19 protein-coding genes and 1 tRNA gene are annotated in these 17,489 nt (G+C 54.5%); 5 read left to right on the top strand and 15 right to left on the bottom strand.

Annotated features, from left to right (window positions below):
* The first annotated feature begins 5 nt into the window (after positions 1-5).
* The 3 genes from AC1D2Q_RS24595 to AC1D2Q_RS24585 all read left to right on the top strand — a co-directional run bounded on the left by AC1D2Q_RS24595 (position 6) and on the right by AC1D2Q_RS24585 (position 1,738).
* On the top strand, positions 6-716 hold the full coding sequence (locus tag AC1D2Q_RS24595; RefSeq protein WP_477814843.1) for an SDR family NAD(P)-dependent oxidoreductase: 711 nt from the start codon (positions 6-8) through the stop codon (positions 714-716).
* A gap of 313 nt (positions 717-1,029) precedes the next feature.
* On the top strand, positions 1,030-1,428 hold the full coding sequence (locus AC1D2Q_RS24590) for a carboxymuconolactone decarboxylase family protein (protein ID WP_007939479.1): 399 nt from the start codon (positions 1,030-1,032) through the stop codon (positions 1,426-1,428).
* Positions 1,394-1,738, top strand: a complete 345-nt coding sequence (locus AC1D2Q_RS24585) for a hypothetical protein (RefSeq protein WP_477814842.1) — start codon at positions 1,394-1,396, stop codon at positions 1,736-1,738. The genes AC1D2Q_RS24590 and AC1D2Q_RS24585 overlap by 35 nt, the downstream gene beginning before the upstream one ends.
* Before the next feature lie 444 nt (positions 1,739-2,182).
* On the opposite strand, the gene AC1D2Q_RS24580 is transcribed toward AC1D2Q_RS24585, so the two are convergent.
* The 13 genes from AC1D2Q_RS24580 to AC1D2Q_RS24520 form a co-directional block, all read right to left on the bottom strand.
* A complete protein-coding gene (locus AC1D2Q_RS24580) occupies positions 2,183-2,707 on the bottom strand; it encodes a hypothetical protein (RefSeq protein ID WP_477814841.1) in 525 nt (174 codons plus the stop codon).
* Positions 2,708-2,728: 21 nt separating this feature from the next.
* The gene (locus AC1D2Q_RS24575; protein ID WP_477814840.1) at positions 2,729-3,700 is read right to left on the bottom strand and encodes a caspase family protein; all 972 of its coding nucleotides are present in this window, start codon (positions 3,698-3,700) and stop codon (positions 2,729-2,731) included.
* Positions 3,697-4,119 carry a TIR domain-containing protein gene (locus AC1D2Q_RS24570; protein ID WP_477814839.1) on the bottom strand — a complete coding sequence of 141 codons (423 nt, stop codon included), beginning with the start codon at positions 4,117-4,119 and terminating at the stop codon, positions 3,697-3,699. Before AC1D2Q_RS24570 ends, AC1D2Q_RS24575 begins: the two co-directional genes overlap by 4 nt.
* 454 nt (positions 4,120-4,573) lie before the next feature.
* Entirely contained in the window at positions 4,574-6,010 is a 1,437-nt protein-coding gene (locus AC1D2Q_RS24565; RefSeq protein ID WP_477814838.1) for a hypothetical protein, read from the bottom strand.
* Positions 6,011-6,256: 246 nt separating this feature from the next.
* Positions 6,257-6,532 (bottom strand): hypothetical protein, encoded by a 276-nt coding sequence (locus AC1D2Q_RS24560; protein ID WP_477814837.1) that lies wholly within the window; start codon positions 6,530-6,532, stop codon positions 6,257-6,259.
* Entirely contained in the window at positions 6,529-7,509 is a 981-nt protein-coding gene (locus AC1D2Q_RS24555) for an integrase domain-containing protein (protein WP_477814836.1), read from the bottom strand. The genes AC1D2Q_RS24560 and AC1D2Q_RS24555 overlap by 4 nt, the downstream gene beginning before the upstream one ends.
* 906 nt (positions 7,510-8,415) lie before the next feature.
* Positions 8,416-9,744, bottom strand: a complete 1,329-nt coding sequence (locus tag AC1D2Q_RS24550) for a tyrosine-type recombinase/integrase (protein WP_477814835.1) — start codon at positions 9,742-9,744, stop codon at positions 8,416-8,418.
* A 163-nt stretch (positions 9,745-9,907) separates the two neighbouring features.
* Positions 9,908-9,983 (bottom strand) — tRNA-Thr (locus AC1D2Q_RS24545).
* A 497-nt stretch (positions 9,984-10,480) separates the two neighbouring features.
* Positions 10,481-11,710, bottom strand: coding sequence for a methyltransferase (locus AC1D2Q_RS24540; RefSeq protein ID WP_477814834.1), 1,230 nt, complete (start codon positions 11,708-11,710; stop codon positions 10,481-10,483).
* Positions 11,691-12,380 carry an ABC transporter permease gene (locus AC1D2Q_RS24535; protein WP_305410816.1) on the bottom strand — a complete coding sequence of 230 codons (690 nt, stop codon included), beginning with the start codon at positions 12,378-12,380 and terminating at the stop codon, positions 11,691-11,693. Before AC1D2Q_RS24535 ends, AC1D2Q_RS24540 begins: the two co-directional genes overlap by 20 nt.
* Entirely contained in the window at positions 12,377-13,072 is a 696-nt protein-coding gene (locus tag AC1D2Q_RS24530; RefSeq protein WP_018929228.1) for an ABC transporter permease, read from the bottom strand. The genes AC1D2Q_RS24535 and AC1D2Q_RS24530 overlap by 4 nt, the downstream gene beginning before the upstream one ends.
* Before the next feature lie 78 nt (positions 13,073-13,150).
* Complete coding sequence (locus tag AC1D2Q_RS24525; protein ID WP_477814833.1) at positions 13,151-13,897, bottom strand: ABC transporter substrate-binding protein; 747 nt, start codon at positions 13,895-13,897, stop codon at positions 13,151-13,153.
* Positions 13,898-13,910: 13 nt separating this feature from the next.
* Positions 13,911-14,684 (bottom strand): ABC transporter ATP-binding protein, encoded by a 774-nt coding sequence (locus AC1D2Q_RS24520; protein ID WP_018929226.1) that lies wholly within the window; start codon positions 14,682-14,684, stop codon positions 13,911-13,913.
* Positions 14,685-14,800: 116 nt separating this feature from the next.
* Between AC1D2Q_RS24520 and AC1D2Q_RS24515 the strand changes: the two genes are divergently transcribed.
* Together AC1D2Q_RS24515 and gabP are read left to right on the top strand one after the other, a co-directional pair.
* The gene (locus AC1D2Q_RS24515) at positions 14,801-15,022 is read left to right on the top strand and encodes a hypothetical protein (protein WP_156043987.1); all 222 of its coding nucleotides are present in this window, start codon (positions 14,801-14,803) and stop codon (positions 15,020-15,022) included.
* A gap of 215 nt (positions 15,023-15,237) precedes the next feature.
* Positions 15,238-16,629, top strand: coding sequence for a GABA permease (gene gabP / locus AC1D2Q_RS24510; RefSeq protein WP_018929225.1), 1,392 nt, complete (start codon positions 15,238-15,240; stop codon positions 16,627-16,629).
* A 76-nt stretch (positions 16,630-16,705) separates the two neighbouring features.
* Here gabP and vapC read toward each other — a convergent pair whose 3' ends face one another.
* Positions 16,706-17,113, bottom strand: coding sequence for a type II toxin-antitoxin system tRNA(fMet)-specific endonuclease VapC (gene vapC / locus AC1D2Q_RS24505; RefSeq protein WP_477814832.1), 408 nt, complete (start codon positions 17,111-17,113; stop codon positions 16,706-16,708).
* Positions 17,113-17,343 carry a type II toxin-antitoxin system VapB family antitoxin gene (vapB, locus tag AC1D2Q_RS24500; RefSeq protein WP_305410820.1) on the bottom strand — a complete coding sequence of 77 codons (231 nt, stop codon included), beginning with the start codon at positions 17,341-17,343 and terminating at the stop codon, positions 17,113-17,115. Before vapB ends, vapC begins: the two co-directional genes overlap by 1 nt.
* Between the last annotated feature and the right edge of the window lie 146 nt (positions 17,344-17,489).

Below are 17,489 nucleotides of genomic sequence, written 5' to 3'. Positions count from 1 at the left end.
TCATCATGAGCAATTCTAAAAAAGTCATCGTTATTACTGGCGCATCCCAAGGGCTCGGCGCAGGCATGGTCAAGGCTTTCCGTGATCTTGATTACAAGGTTGTCGCCACCTCGCGTTCGATCAAACCGTCCACCGACCCGGACATCCTCACCGTGGCGGGCGACATCGGCGACCCGGCGGTTGCTCGGCAAGTCATTCGTGAAGCGATCACACGTTTTGGCCGCATCGACACCCTGGTCAACAACGCCGGGATCTTCGTTGCCAAGCCGTTCACTGCCTACACCCCTGAAGACTATGCCGCGGTGCTGTCGGTGAACCTGAATGGTTTCTTCTACATCACCCAACTCGCGATCGCAGAGATGGAAAAACAGGGTAAAGGCCACGTTGTTAACATCACCACCAGCCTGGTGGACCACGCCATTGACGGTGTGCCATCGGTACTGGCTTCGTTGACCAAAGGTGGCTTGAACGCGGCGACCAAGTCCCTGGCAATCGAGTACGCCAAGCGCGGGATTCGGGTAAACGCGGTTAGCCCCGGCATCATCAAAACGCCGATGCATGGTGAGGAAACTCATGCAGCGCTGGGGAATTTGCACCCGGTTGGGCATATGGGCGAGATCAGTGATATTGCTCAGGCTGTTGTGTATCTGGACAGCGCCAACTTTGTCACCGGGGAAATTCTGCATGTTGACGGCGGGCAGAGTGCGGGTCACTAAGACCTGTTTTCTAAACATCAGAAGCAACAAAGCCCTCGCGTTTTTGCGAGGGCTTTGTTTTGTATGGCGCCCGTATTACCAGCACTTGCATCATCCGGAGATCGTCTCTTAGCCAGCCCGCCAAATCTGATAACTCCAGGTACTGAGCGGTACGTCATTGCGCCCGAAAAGTCTAAATCCATCCTGTTGTTTCTACGATGTTTAAGAATTCATTGCTGGAGTCGTGCTGCTGCCGGCTCTGGCATGGCCACCAGCGAACTAAACTATTTGTATCTCTGTAGAAGATCTCTCTACAGAGGCAAGGAGGTGTCAAATGGCCATTCGTGATACCTATCAGGAAATTGAACAGACCCTGGGTCTGGTACCGGAGTGGATCAAGCAGATGCCGGAAGGCGGAGCGATAGGATTCTGGGGCGTAGCCCGGGATTTTTGGCTGGCAGATACCAAGATTCCTAATAAGTACAAGGAGTTGATAGGTCTGGCGGTGTCCGGGGCGACCCGTTGCAAGTATTGCGCCCTGTTCCATACCGAAGCCGCGCGCTTGTTTGGCGCGAGCGACGAGGAAATTTCCGAAGCCAGCTTTATGGGCTCGCTGACCATGATGGGCAGCACCTTTATTAACGCCCAGCAGATCGACTACGAGCAGTTCCGGCAGGAAACGCTGAGTATCGTCCGGTATGTCAAAGATCACTCGCAACCCAAAGCCGCTTAAGCCGTTGCGAGAACCTGCCCTTCGCCAGCTGACGAAGGATAAGTTGATTGCAATCACCAGCGATGGTCCCAGGACCACCGCTCGGTGGCAAGCGGCTGTGCTGCGAGCCATCAGCGAACTCATGCAATACAGCGATACCGCCCGCGAAGAAAACCAAGACCTGCGCATCCCCTTCGCCAAAGCACTCCATGACCTCTATGCGGGACAGAAGTCCGACGCCGAATTGACGGAAATGGTGTTGCTGATGCTGGAAGTGGAAACCGCCCCCTTGCTTGGCAAAGGGGCAGCAAAAAAGACCCGCACGATTTGAGCATGCTGACTACGTCAACCTAGGCTTGGCGGGTGTATTGGCGTGCGTTTCAGGTTGGGGCTATCAAGGTCGGGTGGAAGCGATTCTCCAACCCCGGAAACAACAAAGCCCTCGTATTTCTACGAGGGCTTTGTTTTGTATGGTGCCGGCACCAGACGAACGGTAGTCTTGAACGAGGCTAGGTTTTCTGCGGGTCTGGAATTCGGTGGAAAATTTGGCGTACCTCTACTGATAACTATAAATAAATCAGCTAGTTATGGCTTTCAGTGGAATCGAATTCGGGATTGAAAAACCGGCCAAGGCCGGTTTTTTTCATTTTTGATTAATAGGGCGAGGAGCTGGGCGAGGTGGTGAAGATGGAGATGGGGGGCGAACATCCCCTCTCACATTTCGAGTTGGCGGCGGCGGTGGCGGAGGCGGTTTTTGCGTCATGTTTATGTCTCTTTATAATTTAGGGATTGTTATAACGGCGTACGCTACGACGGCTACCATAGCCGCGCTGATTAGTGCAATATTACAGAAGTATAGGCTGGAGCTTTTTCTGTCATTATTTATAGTGCAGATAGTTGCGCAGTCCATATATTTTTCATAGTAGTATCTTCTAATTTCTTGTGCGACTATAGCTTCGGTGTCATCTTCTTCGCTATAATAATTTAGTAAGTCTAGCCTATATTTTTCAATGATGTTCGGCTCCGGCATGTTTTTGTCTACCTTACCTAATAGGGCATCTATGAAAAAATAAACGCCGATGGCAAGGGACACAACCGATATAGCAAGTATTGTTAGAAACCATATTTTGGCGCCGAGTGTCAATACTGTTCTATCGCCGCTAATAATTATTGAGTAGAAGCCGGCAATCGCAATTATAGTTGCAAGTGGAATGCTCAATCGAGAAAAAATCTGCTCTTTCCTAGCTAGCTCATAGAAGTAGATTTTTTCGTAATATTCAAATAATTTATCGGCTGTCAAATTGCGATCCTTTAATTGTCTTTAGATTCGCTTATTGGTAACTAGATTCCAGTAATGCTCGCCAAGAACTGTAAGTTTGCATGTTTTTGAATTCATTGCGGCGAAATACATATGGTCTTCACCAACTGGTTTAACTAGATTTAAGCGATTTAGTTTTTGTAGTATTGCGAATTTTCGGGTATTTTCAGGGTCGGGTTCCATGCCGTGGTTGGGTGCGGGAGGTTGTGGCTCAAAGCTTGGATCTAGTGCGAACTCGGTATTAGCCGTTTCGAAGAAGTCGGTGAGTTGGCGAAGTTCAGAAAGCTGAATTGGAGGTGACACCTTTCTTAGGGAGGTAAATGCTTTAACATTTGTCTTGAAAACTGGCCGCTGCTCCCAGAGGCTCAACGACTGATCTATGTGCGCGTAAATGCTACCAGGGGTAATGTCCCCAAGCAGGTTGGCAGCTCCTCCATTTAGCGCATCAACGAATAAAGATGTGAAAATGCCAGATCCATCAGCCTCTTCAGCATACTGATCTTTGGTCGATGCCGTGAGAATTGTCATTCCCTCAGTCAGTATTGCTTTGTCTCCCAATGATTTTAACGTGCCAGCTATCCCAGAATGACAGCTGTCTAATACAATTATTTTATTTTTTGCCTTCGAAGAATTTGCCATGTCAAGGATGTCTTGAAGAGGTAGCCCATCATCGCCTTCGAGACACTCTGAAGTCAAAAGATACCCGGCAGAGTCTTCGATGTATCCATGGCCTGCGAAATAAAATAGAGCAATCTGGGAGTCGTCCTCGAAAAGCTTTCTGATGTCTTCTTTTAATTGTTTTCGTGTGACGGCACTTTCTGCATCAACAGCGGTGACATGTTTTACGTCGAAATTTAGCTCTCCGTTCATATGTCGTTCAAGTACTTGATTTACTTTGTATGCATCATTTACGCATCCGTGAAGTTTTTTTATTTTTTCGTAATAATTTATTCCAACCACTAGTGCTTTTTTCATGATGGCTTTACTGCGTTTTTGCCTTCTCCCATCATCTGGGTAACTGCGCTTGCAATGCCATCCCAAGTCCACGTAATTACTCGGTTTCTACTTAGCCCGGTCGGAAGTGTACTGGTGCTATTCGCGCCATCGACATAAACTCCAAAAAAAGGAATATTTTGGGAGCGGGCCATTTCTATTTCTTTTACAACCCCTGTTGCTGTAGCCATATGCCGGCCTACTAGAACTATAAGGAGGTGTGTTTTGTTTATTTTTTCTCGGATTATTGCTTCCCACTGCGACTGAGGCATTGGGCTTTTTGCAGACCAGTCTTCGTGTGCGAATGGCGTTTTAGAGTGCCATGCTTGGCCTGCAAACATTACTTTGTCTGTGCTGTTGTTATCCACGTCAAAACTGATAAAAGCGCGAGGCTCAGCCATTTTAATCCCTTAAAGCAATGAGTGAGCCAAGAGTGTGGATGCATAAAAAAATTTTGCCAACCAAAGAATTTAATTTAAGATTAACTATATGTTTTATAAGGTTAATTTTTTGATGTTCTTTGACTGCTTCCCGTTAGCTTTCTCCGTTAACGCTTCACTGCGCGTTTTGAATAGAGCCGAATTTTCTACTCAGTAATGAGTCTTCAACAGCGACCCATTGACGGTCGGTTTTCGCTAATTTCCGCCAGTCGCGATCAACGGTGATCGGCAGAAACCTTCCAGTGCGGACGTTCATAGCTAGAAAATAAATCTGTCCCCTTCCCCCAGAAGGAGGGCAGCAAAATCAAGTAAACGCTAAATCGTTTTCGCGCATTTCTCCTGAGTTTTGTCGTGGCTGCCGGTCGCAAGGGGAGGAAGTGGGAGCACTGGATTAGGGTTGCTGGGGTTTAAATATTTAACGTCTCCTGAAATGAGGTGCTAGTGGCGGTTGCCAAGCTGTTACTGGGCCAACATGTATATCGAGTCCATAAGCAAATTGATCTTGCTTGTAGGGTGCTCCGCGATAAAGAATCACGCTGGATGTCTTCGCAAGCTCCCGATATATCGTATTCTCGGTCGCACAGCTATAAAGAAGGGCTACGCCAAACTGCTCTTCCTCGCTGCTCGCAACAACAGTCACGTAAAGGGCTTGCTCATCTGGCTCGCTCACATCGACGTTCCATCCTGCATCGCGCAGGGGACGAACCAAATCGTTTATGCACTCCTCAGATAATAGGGCAGCCCTCAGCAGTATGCCGTCATCAGTCGGAAGTTCAGGAACAAGTCGTCCGTTCTCTTGGTATCGCTTCTCTTCAAGTAGTTTCAGAATTGCTTGCGCGCTTGCTTGAAATTTCCCTTGTTCCCAAAGAAGCGTGCTGTTCTCATCCATCTCCGGAAAGAACAGTTTTACGGCGTTTGACTCGTCATGCCATGACTCCACTACACCTAAAGTCGCTAGCGCGATAATTAATCTTGTGAAGTTCGCAGACTGTTGCCACTCGGGCGAAGACCCATGGGCGAAGAGATGGCGATTGAGCCAAGTTGCCCCATCATATTCACCTGTGTTTCTGAAGAATGACCTGTGCAACCAGCGACGGAAAGTCTCAAACACAAAGACACGCTCGTCCTGTGCAAATAGAAACTCTAGGCTTTGGTATTCGCCGGGCACCCACATACGGTCAAAATGCAATCGTGCAGCGGTTTGGATGGCGCGGTTAATTGCACGATCAACTTTGGTGGCTATTGCTAGATCGCCTCCAGAGTCAGAAACTATTCTTGTTAGTGAACCCTCAATAACCGGAATTAATGCGGAGATACTTGATGCTCTGTACCCGCTATAGAAAGCGAGGTAGGCCTCGCGTGCAAGAGGGCAAAATTCTTTTAAGCTATGCGCGCGCGGCATCAACTGCGCAATGCAGACTGCCTGAAAGGCGAGAGTATAAATGGTTGATGTGTGATAACCGAAAAGTTCTACGGCTCTCTCTTTGGTGCAGTGTGCTGCATCTCTAAGCAGTTGCGTCACCTGTATGCGAGATACCCAAAGCGGAGAAAACCACTCCATTTTCTCCCATATAGCAGCCTCCTGCTCTGCTGCTTCTGATGCACGGACCCAAATCGGGTCATCTTTTGGCACTACTTTAGGGAAACAGGCTTTTCCCCCTTCTGCGGTCAAAACAACACACTTTATACCTCTGAAGGCCCCCACATTATGCTCATCAACACCCTCTACCTTGAGACCTCTTTCAGCAGCCCAGCACCTAATTAAGTCTGGCGTAATATTATTCAGTGATTGCTGATTCTGCGCCCGGCGCCAAATAGCTTGAAAATGCATATCAATATTCGAAGTGGTCATATTTTTAAGTGGGCCATTTTGATGGTTTCTGAGTTTTTGAGTTAATGTAAAATATCCCAGAATTTCTAGATGATTCTATAGTGTCAGCTTCAGGTCTGAATTAGATATCGGTACATATTCTTCCTATTATTACTACATAGTCAGTGAGCTCCCTTGACTGATCCCGAAGTCAAAGAGAATAACCGGTCTGCTAGTCCTGTACTTGATAATCACACATCTAGCTTTTGGCTGGTTGTTGACCTGCGGCTAGCGGTTGAACTGCCAGGATTTTTCTAAGCGAAGAGTGAGCAAATGCATGGTCAGCAGATAGTAATAGCGGGTCGATTTCGCGTGCTGGTTCACGCGGTGGTTTAGAAACCATACGAGATGCTTTCGCTGCCAGGTCCATGGATTATCTAGGTGCCAGCGATTAGAGATCGCTGCTTGAATGGCCTTCGCTTGGCGAAGGTGACGCAGGTGCGTGGCATGCGACCCGGTCAGAGCGCTCGCCAGGAACAGTTCCATATCGAATGGCTTGCTCATGCTCGACCACCAATGTAAGCCGATACCACGTCGATACGGCCGTGCCCCAGCTCATAGCTGATTTGGTCTCGGGCCTCCCGATCGAGGCGTTGGTCGAGCTGATAGCAGCGACCACCGTTGATGGGCGCGAGATGATGGGTGATTTGCTCGTAGCGTTCGCACGCATAGGCCGCCCGCAATTCGTGGAAGCCTTTGAGGTTGTGCGTATGGAGTATGTCCCGAGCAGCCCGAACGACGCACTGCCTGAAATCGCGGTAGCTTTCGTGCGGAGCTAACAGGTTGCGGCTACCGTCAGGCGAGACCTGTTCGGCAAACCTCAGAGCGTCACGAATATGCTCATCTACCGTAATCCAGCGAGGTGCCGAGGCACCTGAGCGGCCCCCTTTGGTGCCATCTTGGATGTTGATCTTGCCGTATTGTTCAGCCTCACGTTTTAGACGCGGTAGGTCGGCCAAAATGGCCTCACGCAAGCGCATGCCGGTGGCTCGCGCCAACTGAGCGATGGCCGCGGCGCGCGGCATTTGGTGTTCGCAGAGGACGTCGACGATCCGCTTCACGTGTTCGCGGTCTTGGCCTTGCGGCACCGAGCGACGAACACTGGTGCGCCGCATGCCTAGTGCCTTGCTCGGACTCGGCACTTTCACATACTGATCACCGCGAAGCGCGGCCATGGTCCGGTTCACGCTGGATAACCGGTTTTGCGCGGTGGCGATGCAGATAGCCCCTTGTTCAACTTGCTGCCGCAGATGCCCGGCATAGTCCAACAAGGTCTGCCGATCAATTTTTCGCGAATCGTTAAACCCTGGCCCATCCTCCGACCGACACCAGCGCACAAACGCCTGCCACCGATCACTGTGTGCTTTGACCGTGGCGTAATGCCCACCGCCAAACATATCGCGCAATGCCTGCGGCCCGGCATAGCTCAGCTGCCGACCCCATCCAAAATTTCGCCCGTCGCGTCTACCGACCAATGCCATGATCAAACTCCTCTCAATGCCAAAGCCCTTGAAACTTTCCCCACGTCATCCCGCCATGGATGTTGAGTGCTATCAGGGATCAAGGCCCCTGCGACCTGTGAGGGTTGTCCACTGACGCGGGACAGGCGGCTCCTTACGGCCAAGAGCTTGGGCATCTCATGATCTGGCCTCCTGAGCACTTCCGAGGAAGTGGGCGGGTGGAGGCTGCGCTGGCTAACGAGACCAGCGCCGCGAGATCCTGAGTTGGGTGAAGGCAGTAATGCGATGACCGGGGCATGCCTGACTGTCAGTCAGGTGCAGTCCATTCCGTGGGCTGCGGCACCATCATCTGCATCGCTGTTGCTGGTGATTTTTCGGTGTTTGTCACGCCGATTGTCACGAGGGGGAATGCCGCAAAGCCTTGTACGAGTTGGGCTGCAGCAGCGGTAGGAGCGTTCGTCTCTTCCTGGAAGTAAGAGACGAACGCAGGTTGGCGCAGTGAAATGGCCAAGCGGATAGGTTGCTGCAGGGCAGCCGGGTAGGGTGGGTTTTGCCGCAGTAGGCAAAGTTGAGAAGTAGGCATCCATCACATTGCTGTGACCGTGCGAGCCGCCGGACGCTAATCGCACTTGGGGGTGAACCACCACGTTCGTGGCGTAGCCTCAAAGGTTCTGGCTACCTGGGTTGCTGTCAACGACAGCACTTGCACGATCTTTTTTACGCCTGTGGATAATTTCGGTCAAGGCTCGATTTTTCGGGGATTTTGCGGCTGTGGATGAAATTATCCACCGGTGGAAATCAGTGGTTTTCCACAGACAGTTGCGCAGGCTTTAGATTTTTTAAGTGAGGTCCATCCAAGCAGGGCGGCTTTGCTGCCCTGCTTGGATGGACCCGCGTGGAAGGGCGGACTGCGGTGATCTCACAAGCTTACCCACGATGGAATGTGCCACGACTGTTTGGCAGGGCGGTGATATTGTCGCCGACAGGGTGGGCGAATTCGTGAGGCGTTACATGCCCATGGCGGTTGGCATCGAGGTAGTTGCTCCACCACGCCATGATTAGCCTGCGCTGTTCAAGGAATTCGGCTTTGTGGATATACGCGGCGCGCACGCGGTTGCGTTCCTTGTGGCTCATCTGCCGTTCGATGGCAGCATCTGTCCACAGCCCTGACTCTAGCAAGGCGCTACAGGCCATGGTTCTGAAGCCATGGCCGCACACATCCTTGGCCGTGTCATATCCGACATTGCGCAGCACTTGATTCACGGTGTTTTCGGACATGGGTTTCCAGTATTTGTGATCACCGGGCAGCACCAGCTCTGAAAAGCGGCTCAGGCTGCGCAGCCGCTGCAGAATCTCGATAACTTGTGGTGAAAGCGGGACGATTTGAATGTCGCCGTTCATCTTGGTCCCACGTGTGGAGTTACGTACCCCGTCAATCGGTGCACGCACGTCGGGGATTTCCCACATGGCCCGTTGAAAGTCGAACTCACTCCATCTCGCGAAGCGCAGTTCGCTGGACCGGACGAACACATGGAGCGTTAGCAGGACGGCGAGGCGCGTCATCTCGCGGCCGTTGTAGTTGTCGATGCGGTGTAGCAGTTCGGGCAGGCGATTGAGCGAGAGTGCAGGACGATGGACTGTGCGCGGCGCGTGGATCGAGCCTGCAAGATCCAGCGCGGGGTTCTCGCTGATCTGCCGAGCTCTTTTGGCCCCACGCATGATGGTGGATAAGTAGTTTTGCACCCTGAGCGCCACATCCATGGTGCCGCGCTCCTTGATGCGCTGGGTGATTTCCAGCAGGTCGTGGGTATCGAGCTCGGCGATGGGCCGTTGGCCTATGAGCGGGAATACGTGGGTGCGCAGTCGGCTCATCACCGTTTTTGCATGGCCTTCGGTCCAGCGGCGGGACATGTCGGCGTGCCACTCAAGGGCAACGGTTTCGAAAAGCAGAGCCGCTCGCTGAGCTGCTATCTTGGCCTTTCTCTTCTCTTCCATTGGATCTAGGTTGTCGAGCAGCAGCGCTTTGGCCTCGTCGCGCTTACGCCTTGCGACGGCCAAGGACACGATGGGGTAATTGCCGATGATCAGCGTGGCTTCCTTGCCGCTGGGCTTGAAATACCTCAGGCGCCAGGTCTTGACGCCGTTGGGTTTGACGAAGAGGTACATGCTGCCGCCGTCGAAAAGCTTGTAGGCGCGTTCGCGGGGTTTAGCCGTGCGGCATTGCAGGTCGCTGAGGGGGATCGCTAGACGTGGCATAGGGTACGGTCTCCAGATAACAAAGACGCTGTACCCCAAAGATAGCTGCTGGGAAGGGGGATTTTCTTGGAACCCGACGGAGGGTTCTGGAACGAAAAAACCCGCCAAAGGGCGGGTTTTCGGGGCTTCCAGAGCATTCAGTGGAATGCAATGGAGCCTAAAGTGGTGCCGGCACCAGGAATCGAACCCGGGACCTACTGATTACAAGTCAGTTGCTCTACCATCTGAGCTATACCGGCGTGTCAGGGCGACGATTATAGCGATTGGGTTGGTCCTGTAAACCCCTGAATTCAGACTATTTTTGCGCTGGCTTTCGGTCAGGCGTGGGCCAGTACTCTTTTGAGTTTCTGCAGGGCTCGCCGCAGGCGGATGTCTTCGAAATTCTGTGGGTAAGAAATGAACGTCACGACCGCCTCCAGGCGGTTAGACTTTTCTTGTTCATGGCCGCACTGTCGGCCCCGGCATGCTGGAATAGCAAGGCGCAATTTTCAGCCGTGGGTGTCCGGTATTCAGCGGTTATGTCGTTTTGATGAAATGCTTATGCACAATCGACTAGAGGACCTGCCTTGTTCATTCCGCTTTTGTAGACCCGTTCTCATTTGCCCGCAAATACCTGTTTTACAGGTTTTTTATTTTTGTGAACAAAAAATAACCAACAGTGTTTTAGGCGTGAGACAGCGTGGATATTGGATCCACGAAAATTCCATCAACAGAGTTATCCACAGGCTGCGGCTGTTTAAGGACGTTCTGCCAGGAGCAGGAAATTGCGCGGTGTGAGTGGGGATTCGCAGAAGGTGCCGAGACGAACGACATAACCCTGCTCAATGAGGAAAAGTGCCCGATCGAGTACCAGCCACAGCTCCAGAGGCCGGCGGAAAAGACCTCGCAGCAGCTCCAGGTTGCGCACTTCGGCCAATCGCTTCCAGCCGGCGGCTTCCAGTGCGGCCCAATCTGGCGTGCCGACTGTGGATAAGTCTTTGAGTGCGGCCAGATCGCGGCAGTAATCGGAGAAGGGTTTGTCCAGCCAGGCGCTGGGCAGGGAAGGGGTGGGCAGGTATTCGTCGATACCGCGCAGCTGCCGTTGCAGCAGGTCGAACCCCAGGCGCCGGGCCATGGAGGTGTCGCGCTGGCGTCGGACGCGAGCGCCGGCGGTGACGGTTTCGCTCATCGGCAGCGCAAGATCATCGAGGGAAAGCTGTAGGTCGGAGCGCTCTGCCGCACAGGAAAGTGGCCGATAGGTGTTCAGACTGATCCGGTTGTAGCAGCACGGTGCGATGGCCAGTTGTTTGCACCCGGCGGCGCTGGCGAGCTGGATCAGTCGCACATGCAGATCCCCGCAGGCGTGCAGCGCTACGGGCGTGTGATCGGCATTCAATAAAGAGGCTGCGCCAGGTGCGAGTACATCCTGTTCGACATGTAGCGCATGCATTTGATGGCGCTGGCTGAGTGCCTGGCCGCTGGCGACCAGCGCCGGGTCGTATTCCAGGCAGGTCAATTGTTGACCGATTTGCAGCAGGCGTCGCCCCAAATGGCCCTTGCCCGAACACCAGTCCAGCCAATGCGTCGGTGCGCGGGCAAACTGTAAGCAACCGGCGAATGCTTCAATCTGCTGCCACTTGCGTCCCGGCACATCCACATTCAACCGATGGCCCGCCGCTTCGAGTGCACGAGCGGGCAATTCGCCTATCGCACTCAGCTCAAGAGACATCGCCGCCAATGAAACAAACGGCTCCGGCGCATCGAGCCAGCCAGGCTGGTTATGACTGTTTTCTGCATCTTCCAGCGACCGCCCGCGTAGCCACAACGCCAACTCCGGGTAGGATGCTTCCCAGGGTAGTTGCAGATGGGTAAACGGTCGGGGCTTCCACAGCGCTTGATGCTCGATCAGAAAAGCATCCAGCGCAGCGAAGCGGGCGAGCAGAGTCTCGCCCGTCAGCACGCAGGCATCAACGCCCTTGGCAGGCATCGACGCGCAGCCAGCGCTCCAGCAGCTTGAAGCCGCGCACCAGCACGTAAGCCATCAGCAGATAGAACATGCCCGCGGCGAAGAAGATCTCCACCGGCAGGTAGGTGCGAGCAATGATGGTGCGGGCCATGCCGGTCAGTTCCAGCAGGGTCACGGTACTGGCCAGGGCACTGGCCTTGAGCATCAGGATCACTTCGTTGCTGTACGCCGGCAGGCCGATACGCGCAGCACGTGGCAGCATGATGTAGAACAACGCCTTGGCCCGGGACATGCCCAGCGCCCGCGCCGCTTCGATCTCGCCCGGTGGAATCGCCTGGATCGCGCCGCGCAGGATCTCAGCGATGTAGGCGGCAGTGTGCAAGGTCATGGTCGCGGTGGCGCACCAGAACGGATCGCGCAGGTACGGCCACATCGAGCTGTTACGCACCACGTCGAACTGCGCCAGGCCGTAGTAGACCAGGAACAGTTGAACCAGCAACGGAGTGCCACGGAAAAAGAAGATGTAGCCGTAGGGGAATGCCCGCACATACCAGAGTCGCGATGAGCGAGCGATGCCCAGCGGAATTGCCAGCAGCAACCCGGCAATCACGGCGATGGCCACCAGCTCCAGGGTCAGCGTCGCGCCCTGAGCCAGTTTTGGCAGCCACTTGATGATGACTTCCCAATTCATTGGGTGCTCCTCGCAAAGCCGCGAGCGGCGCGTCGTTCCATTAAGTGCATGCCGGTCATGGCCAGAATGGTCAGGCCCAGGTACATGAAGGCAGCCACCATATAGAAGGTGAACGGTTGCTTGGACACGGTCACGCCGATTTGTGCGTGACGCATGATTTCTTCAAGGCCGATGACCGATACCAGCGCAGTGTCTTTCATCAGAATCATGAACAGATTGCCCAGGCCCGGCAGGGCGATGCGCCACATCTGCGGCATGATCAACTTGGTAAAGATGCGGAATTTCGACAGACCCAAGGCTACACCGGCTTCACGGTGGCCTTTGGGAATCGCCAGAATCGCCCCGCGAAACACTTCCGTGGCATAGGCGCCGAAACACAGCCCCAGCGCAATCACGCCGGCGGCAAAGGCGTTGAGTTCGAGCTCGGGATTGCCGAAGAACTCACCCAGCGCACGCATCAGATTGACCGTGCCGAAGTAGATCAACAGCACCCAGAGCAATTCCGGGATGCCGCGAACCAGCGTTGAATAAGTGCCGCCAAGCCATTGCAGCGGCTTGTACGGGGAAGTCTTGGCCAAGGCGCCGAGCAGACCGAGCACCAGCCCCAGGCACAAGGCCGAGAGTGCCAGTTTTACAGTCATCAGTGCGCCAGCGGCGAGCGCCGGGCCGAATCCGTAGAGGTCGATAATCATGGATTTCTTTTCAAATCGCGGCAGGCAATGCCAAGGACTGGCGCCGTCAGCGAACGGCGCCGGTCAGGCAGGTCAGAATCAATAGATGCTGAACGGGAAGTACTTGTCGTTGATCTTCTTATAGGTGCCGTCAGCGACGATTTCTTTCAGAGCTGCGTTCAGCTTTTCGCGGATCGGGTCGTTCTTGCGAACGGCGATACCGATCTTGTCGCTTTCTTCCACCGGGTCGCCCTTGAATTCGTAAGCACGGCCGGCGTCGCTTTTCAGCCACTCATAATTGACGTACTTGTCGGCCAGGATGCCGTCCAGACGACCGGAAGTCAGGTCCAGGTAGGCGTTTTCCTGGGTGTCGTAGAGTTTGACTTCGACGCCTTCCATATTGTCTTCCAGCCAGGTACCGGCCAGGGTCGCGCGTTGGGCGCCGATCACCTTGCCCTGCAGCGAAGCCTTGTCGGTCTTGAAGTCGACGTCTTTCTTGGCGATGAACTGCAGCTTGTTGGAGTAGTACGGTTCGGTGAAGTCCACCGCTTGCTTGCGCTCGTCGGTGATCGACATCGAGGAGATCAGGAAGTCGAACTTCTTGGCGTTCAGGGCCGGGATGATGCCGTCCCAGTCGGAGGTGACCACGCTGCACTCGACTTTCATCTTGGCGCACAAGGCGTCGCCGATGTCTTTGTCGAAGCCGACGACATTGCCACTGGCATCTTTGTTGTTGAACGGCGGGTAGGCCGCTTCGATGCCCATCTTCAAGGTCTCGGCGACGGCACCGGCGCTGAAGGCCAGGGTGACGGCCGCAGCCAGGAAGATCTTTTTGTAGTTCTGCATGCGGGTAGCTCCGTTAGCGGTTGCTGGACATGAATTGTTTGCAGCGCGCCGAAAGCGGGTTTTCGAATACCTGCTGCGGCGATCCTTGTTCTTCTACCAAGCCTTGGTGGAGGAACACCACTTCGCTGGAAACCTGGCGGGCGAAACCCATTTCATGGGTCACGAGCAGCATGGTACGGCCTTCTTCGGCCAGTGCGCGGATGACATTAAGTACTTCCTGGACCATTTCCGGGTCAAGGGCGGAGGTGGGTTCGTCGAACAGGATCACCTTGGGTTGCATTGCCAAAGTGCGGGCGATGGCTGCACGTTGCTGCTGGCCGCCGGAGAGTTGTGCGGGGTAGGCGTGGCGCTTGTCAGCGATGCCGACCTTGGCCAGCAGGGCTTCGGCGACTTCGATGGCCTCGGCCTTGCTCTGACCGAGTACGCGGCGCGGGGCCTCGATGATGTTGTCGAGCACGGTCATGTGCGGCCAGAGATTAAAGTTTTGAAATACAAAACCGATCTCGCTGCGCAGGCGATTGATCTGTTTGCCGTCGGCAGCGACCAGTTCGCCGTTCTTGGCGGACTTGAGCTTGAGTTCTTCGCCGGCCACCAGGATCTGGCCCTGGTGCGGGTTTTCCAGCAGGTTGATGCAACGCAGGAACGTGGACTTGCCGGAACCGGAGGAGCCCAGGATCGAGATCACGTCGCCGTCGCGGGCGGTCAGCGAGATGCCTTTGAGCACCTCAAGCTGTCCGTAGCGTTTGTGCAAGTTGCGGATTTCAAGCGCGGGCGTGGCCTCAGCCATGTGCGTTCCTCATAGTGTGTTGCGCTCCTGCTGTTGGTCGCCTTCCTGGCGAGGCGGCCAAGCTAGCATAGCGTTCGAATGGCAGCCAACAGCGCTCGGGACGGTAAACGGATGGCATGTGGCAGGTTGTCGCATCGGTACAGCAGACTGTCGCGCTGCTATCAACCGAACAGCCGTTTGAACCCGATGTGGTCCGGCTGTCCCGTAAAAAAAGGCGCGATGTTGCCAGCTTTGGCGGGGTGTTGGAAGCGCTAACCGGCCAAACGTTCCTGATCTGCACTTTTATTGTGCGCGCCTGCCTTTTTGGGTGTGTTTCCGGTGCATGGATTCGTTCCTGAAGTGGGTGGCAAGGTAACGCTCTGGCTAAATGCCATTAATCTCAATGACTTGCGATAAGCGCTCCATCGGCGCACAGGCCGCGTATACCGGGGGCGTGAAACATTTTGGCGCAATTATTGCGTGCAGAATAAGGAACACTCTGTTGGATTCTTTTTACGAGAAGGGATTTTCAGGCGGGGTGGACTGAATCGATTTCCAGGCAAAGGTAGTTTCAATGAGCAGTACGCAAAGCTCCAATGGCCTCGAACAGGGGCTCAAACCGCGTCATGTGACCATGCTGTCGATCGCCGGGGTTATCGGTGCCGGCCTGTTCGTCGGCTCCGGCCACGCCATCGCCGCTGCAGGCCCGGCCGTGCTGTTGGCCTACGCTGCCGCCGGTGCGCTGGTGGTTCTGGTCATGCGCATGCTCGGCGAGATGGCCGTTGCATCGCCAGATACAGGCTCCTTCTCGACGTATGCCGATCGTGCGATCGGTCACTGGGCCGGTTTCACCATCGGCTGGCTCTACTGGTGGTTCTGGGTTTTGGTCATCCCGCTGGAAGCTAACGCTGCGGCGACCATTCTGCATGCCTGGTTCCCGAACGTGGCGATCTGGGCCTTCACCTTGGTCATCACGTTACTGCTGACGGTGACCAACCTGTTCAGCGTGAAGAACTACGGCGAGTTCGAGTTCTGGTTCGCCCTGGTCAAAGTCGTGGCGATCATCGGCTTTATCGGTCTGGGCATTCTGGCGATCTTCGGCCTCCTGCCCACCAGCCAGGTCAGCGGCGTGTCGCACTTGTTTGACACTCAAGGCTTCCTGCCAAACGGCATGGGCGCGGTGCTCGGCGCCATTCTGACCACCATGTTTTCCTTCATGGGCACCGAGATCGTGACCATCGCGGCCGCGGAATCGAAGAACCCTGGCCAGCAGATCTCCAAGGCCACCAACTCGGTCATCTGGCGGATTGGCTTGTTCTACCTCGTCTCCATTTTCATCGTTGTGGCCTTGGTGCCGTGGAACGACCCGATTCTGGCCAGCGTTGGTTCCTACCAGACCGTGCTGGAGCGCATGGGGATCCCGAATGCCAAGCTGATCGTTGATATCGTGGTTCTGGTTGCGGTCACCAGCTGCCTGAACTCCGCGCTCTACACCGCTTCGCGGATGATGTTCTCGTTGGGTAAACGCGGCGACGCGCCGGCCGTTTCCCAGCGCACCAATAGCAGCGGCACACCTTACTGGGCCGTGATGCTGTCGACCGCTGCGGCATTCCTTGCAGTCTTCGCCAACTACGTGGCCCCGGCTGCCGTGTTCGAATTCCTGCTGGCCAGCTCTGGCGCCATCGCGTTGCTGGTGTACCTGGTGATTGCATTTTCGCAATTGCGTATGCGCAAACAGCGCATGGCTCGCGGTGAAAAAATCGCCTTCAGCATGTGGCTGTTCCCGGGTCTGACCTACGCGGTGATCGTATTCATCATCGCCGCCCTGACCATCATGCTGTTCCAGGAAGCGCATCGCGTGGAGATCCTCGCGACGGGTCTGCTGAGCGTGTTGGTGGTGGCTGCCGGTCTGTTTGTGGCGCGTCGTCGCAAGCTGCAGAAACTGGGCGCTGTGGTGCTGAGCTGATCCGTACCGCGTAACGCAAAACGGCCGCTGTCAGTGATGACACGCGGCCGTTTTTGTTTTGTCTGTTGTGCCTGGTTCAATCGGGGTGAACCCAGTCTTCAACCCGTAAACCGGATACACGCTCAAATTCCCGAAGGTTATTCGTCACGATGGTGAATCCTCGTGAGCGTGCGTGGCCGGCAATCATGTGGTCATAAGGGCCTATTGGCGTCCCTGCTTTAGCCAGTTCCGAGCGAATCATTCCGGTGTGCGCGGCTGCTTCATAGTCAAAAGGCAAGATCTCAAGACGGGCAGCAAAACCTTCGATGACAGCGAGGTTTTTTTCCGGTGAGRCAGATTTTTCGGCGCCGTAGATCAGCTCCATCAAGGTGATGGCGCTGATGCACAGCTGGCCGTGATGACGATTGAAGGCTTCGCGAACAGCCAGCGGTTTGTTCTTGATGGTGAAGATGCAAATATTGGTATCAAGCATGTATTTGATCATCAGAACGACTCACGCTCCTGATCGGCTGGCTGTTCACGGTCGGCCATGAAGTCTGCGCTCACGCCTTCACCATCGAACCAGCTGTCCCAGGCTTCTCCTGCCGGGGTGATGAGGCGAGCCCTGCCGATAGCGATCACATCGACTCGTTTCACATCACTGGGCATTGCGACGGCTTTGGGCAGGCGGACGGCCTGGCTTCGATTGCTCATAAAAAGGGTGGTTTGTTCCATGGTGGCCTCCTGCGCTTTGCTGGTGCTTGAAGTCAAAGAATAGAATTTCGGCGGGATATGTCAATGGGATATACGTCGCGACTGACGAAGGGTGGGTAGTCACGACAGATTTATGGTTACAAAAAAACGGCCGCTGTCAGTGATGA

The organism is Pseudomonas sp. P1_A1 (genome assembly GCF_056406935.1).
Note: the sequence above shows the minus strand (reverse complement) of the source record. Positions and strands in the feature narration are given on the sequence as shown.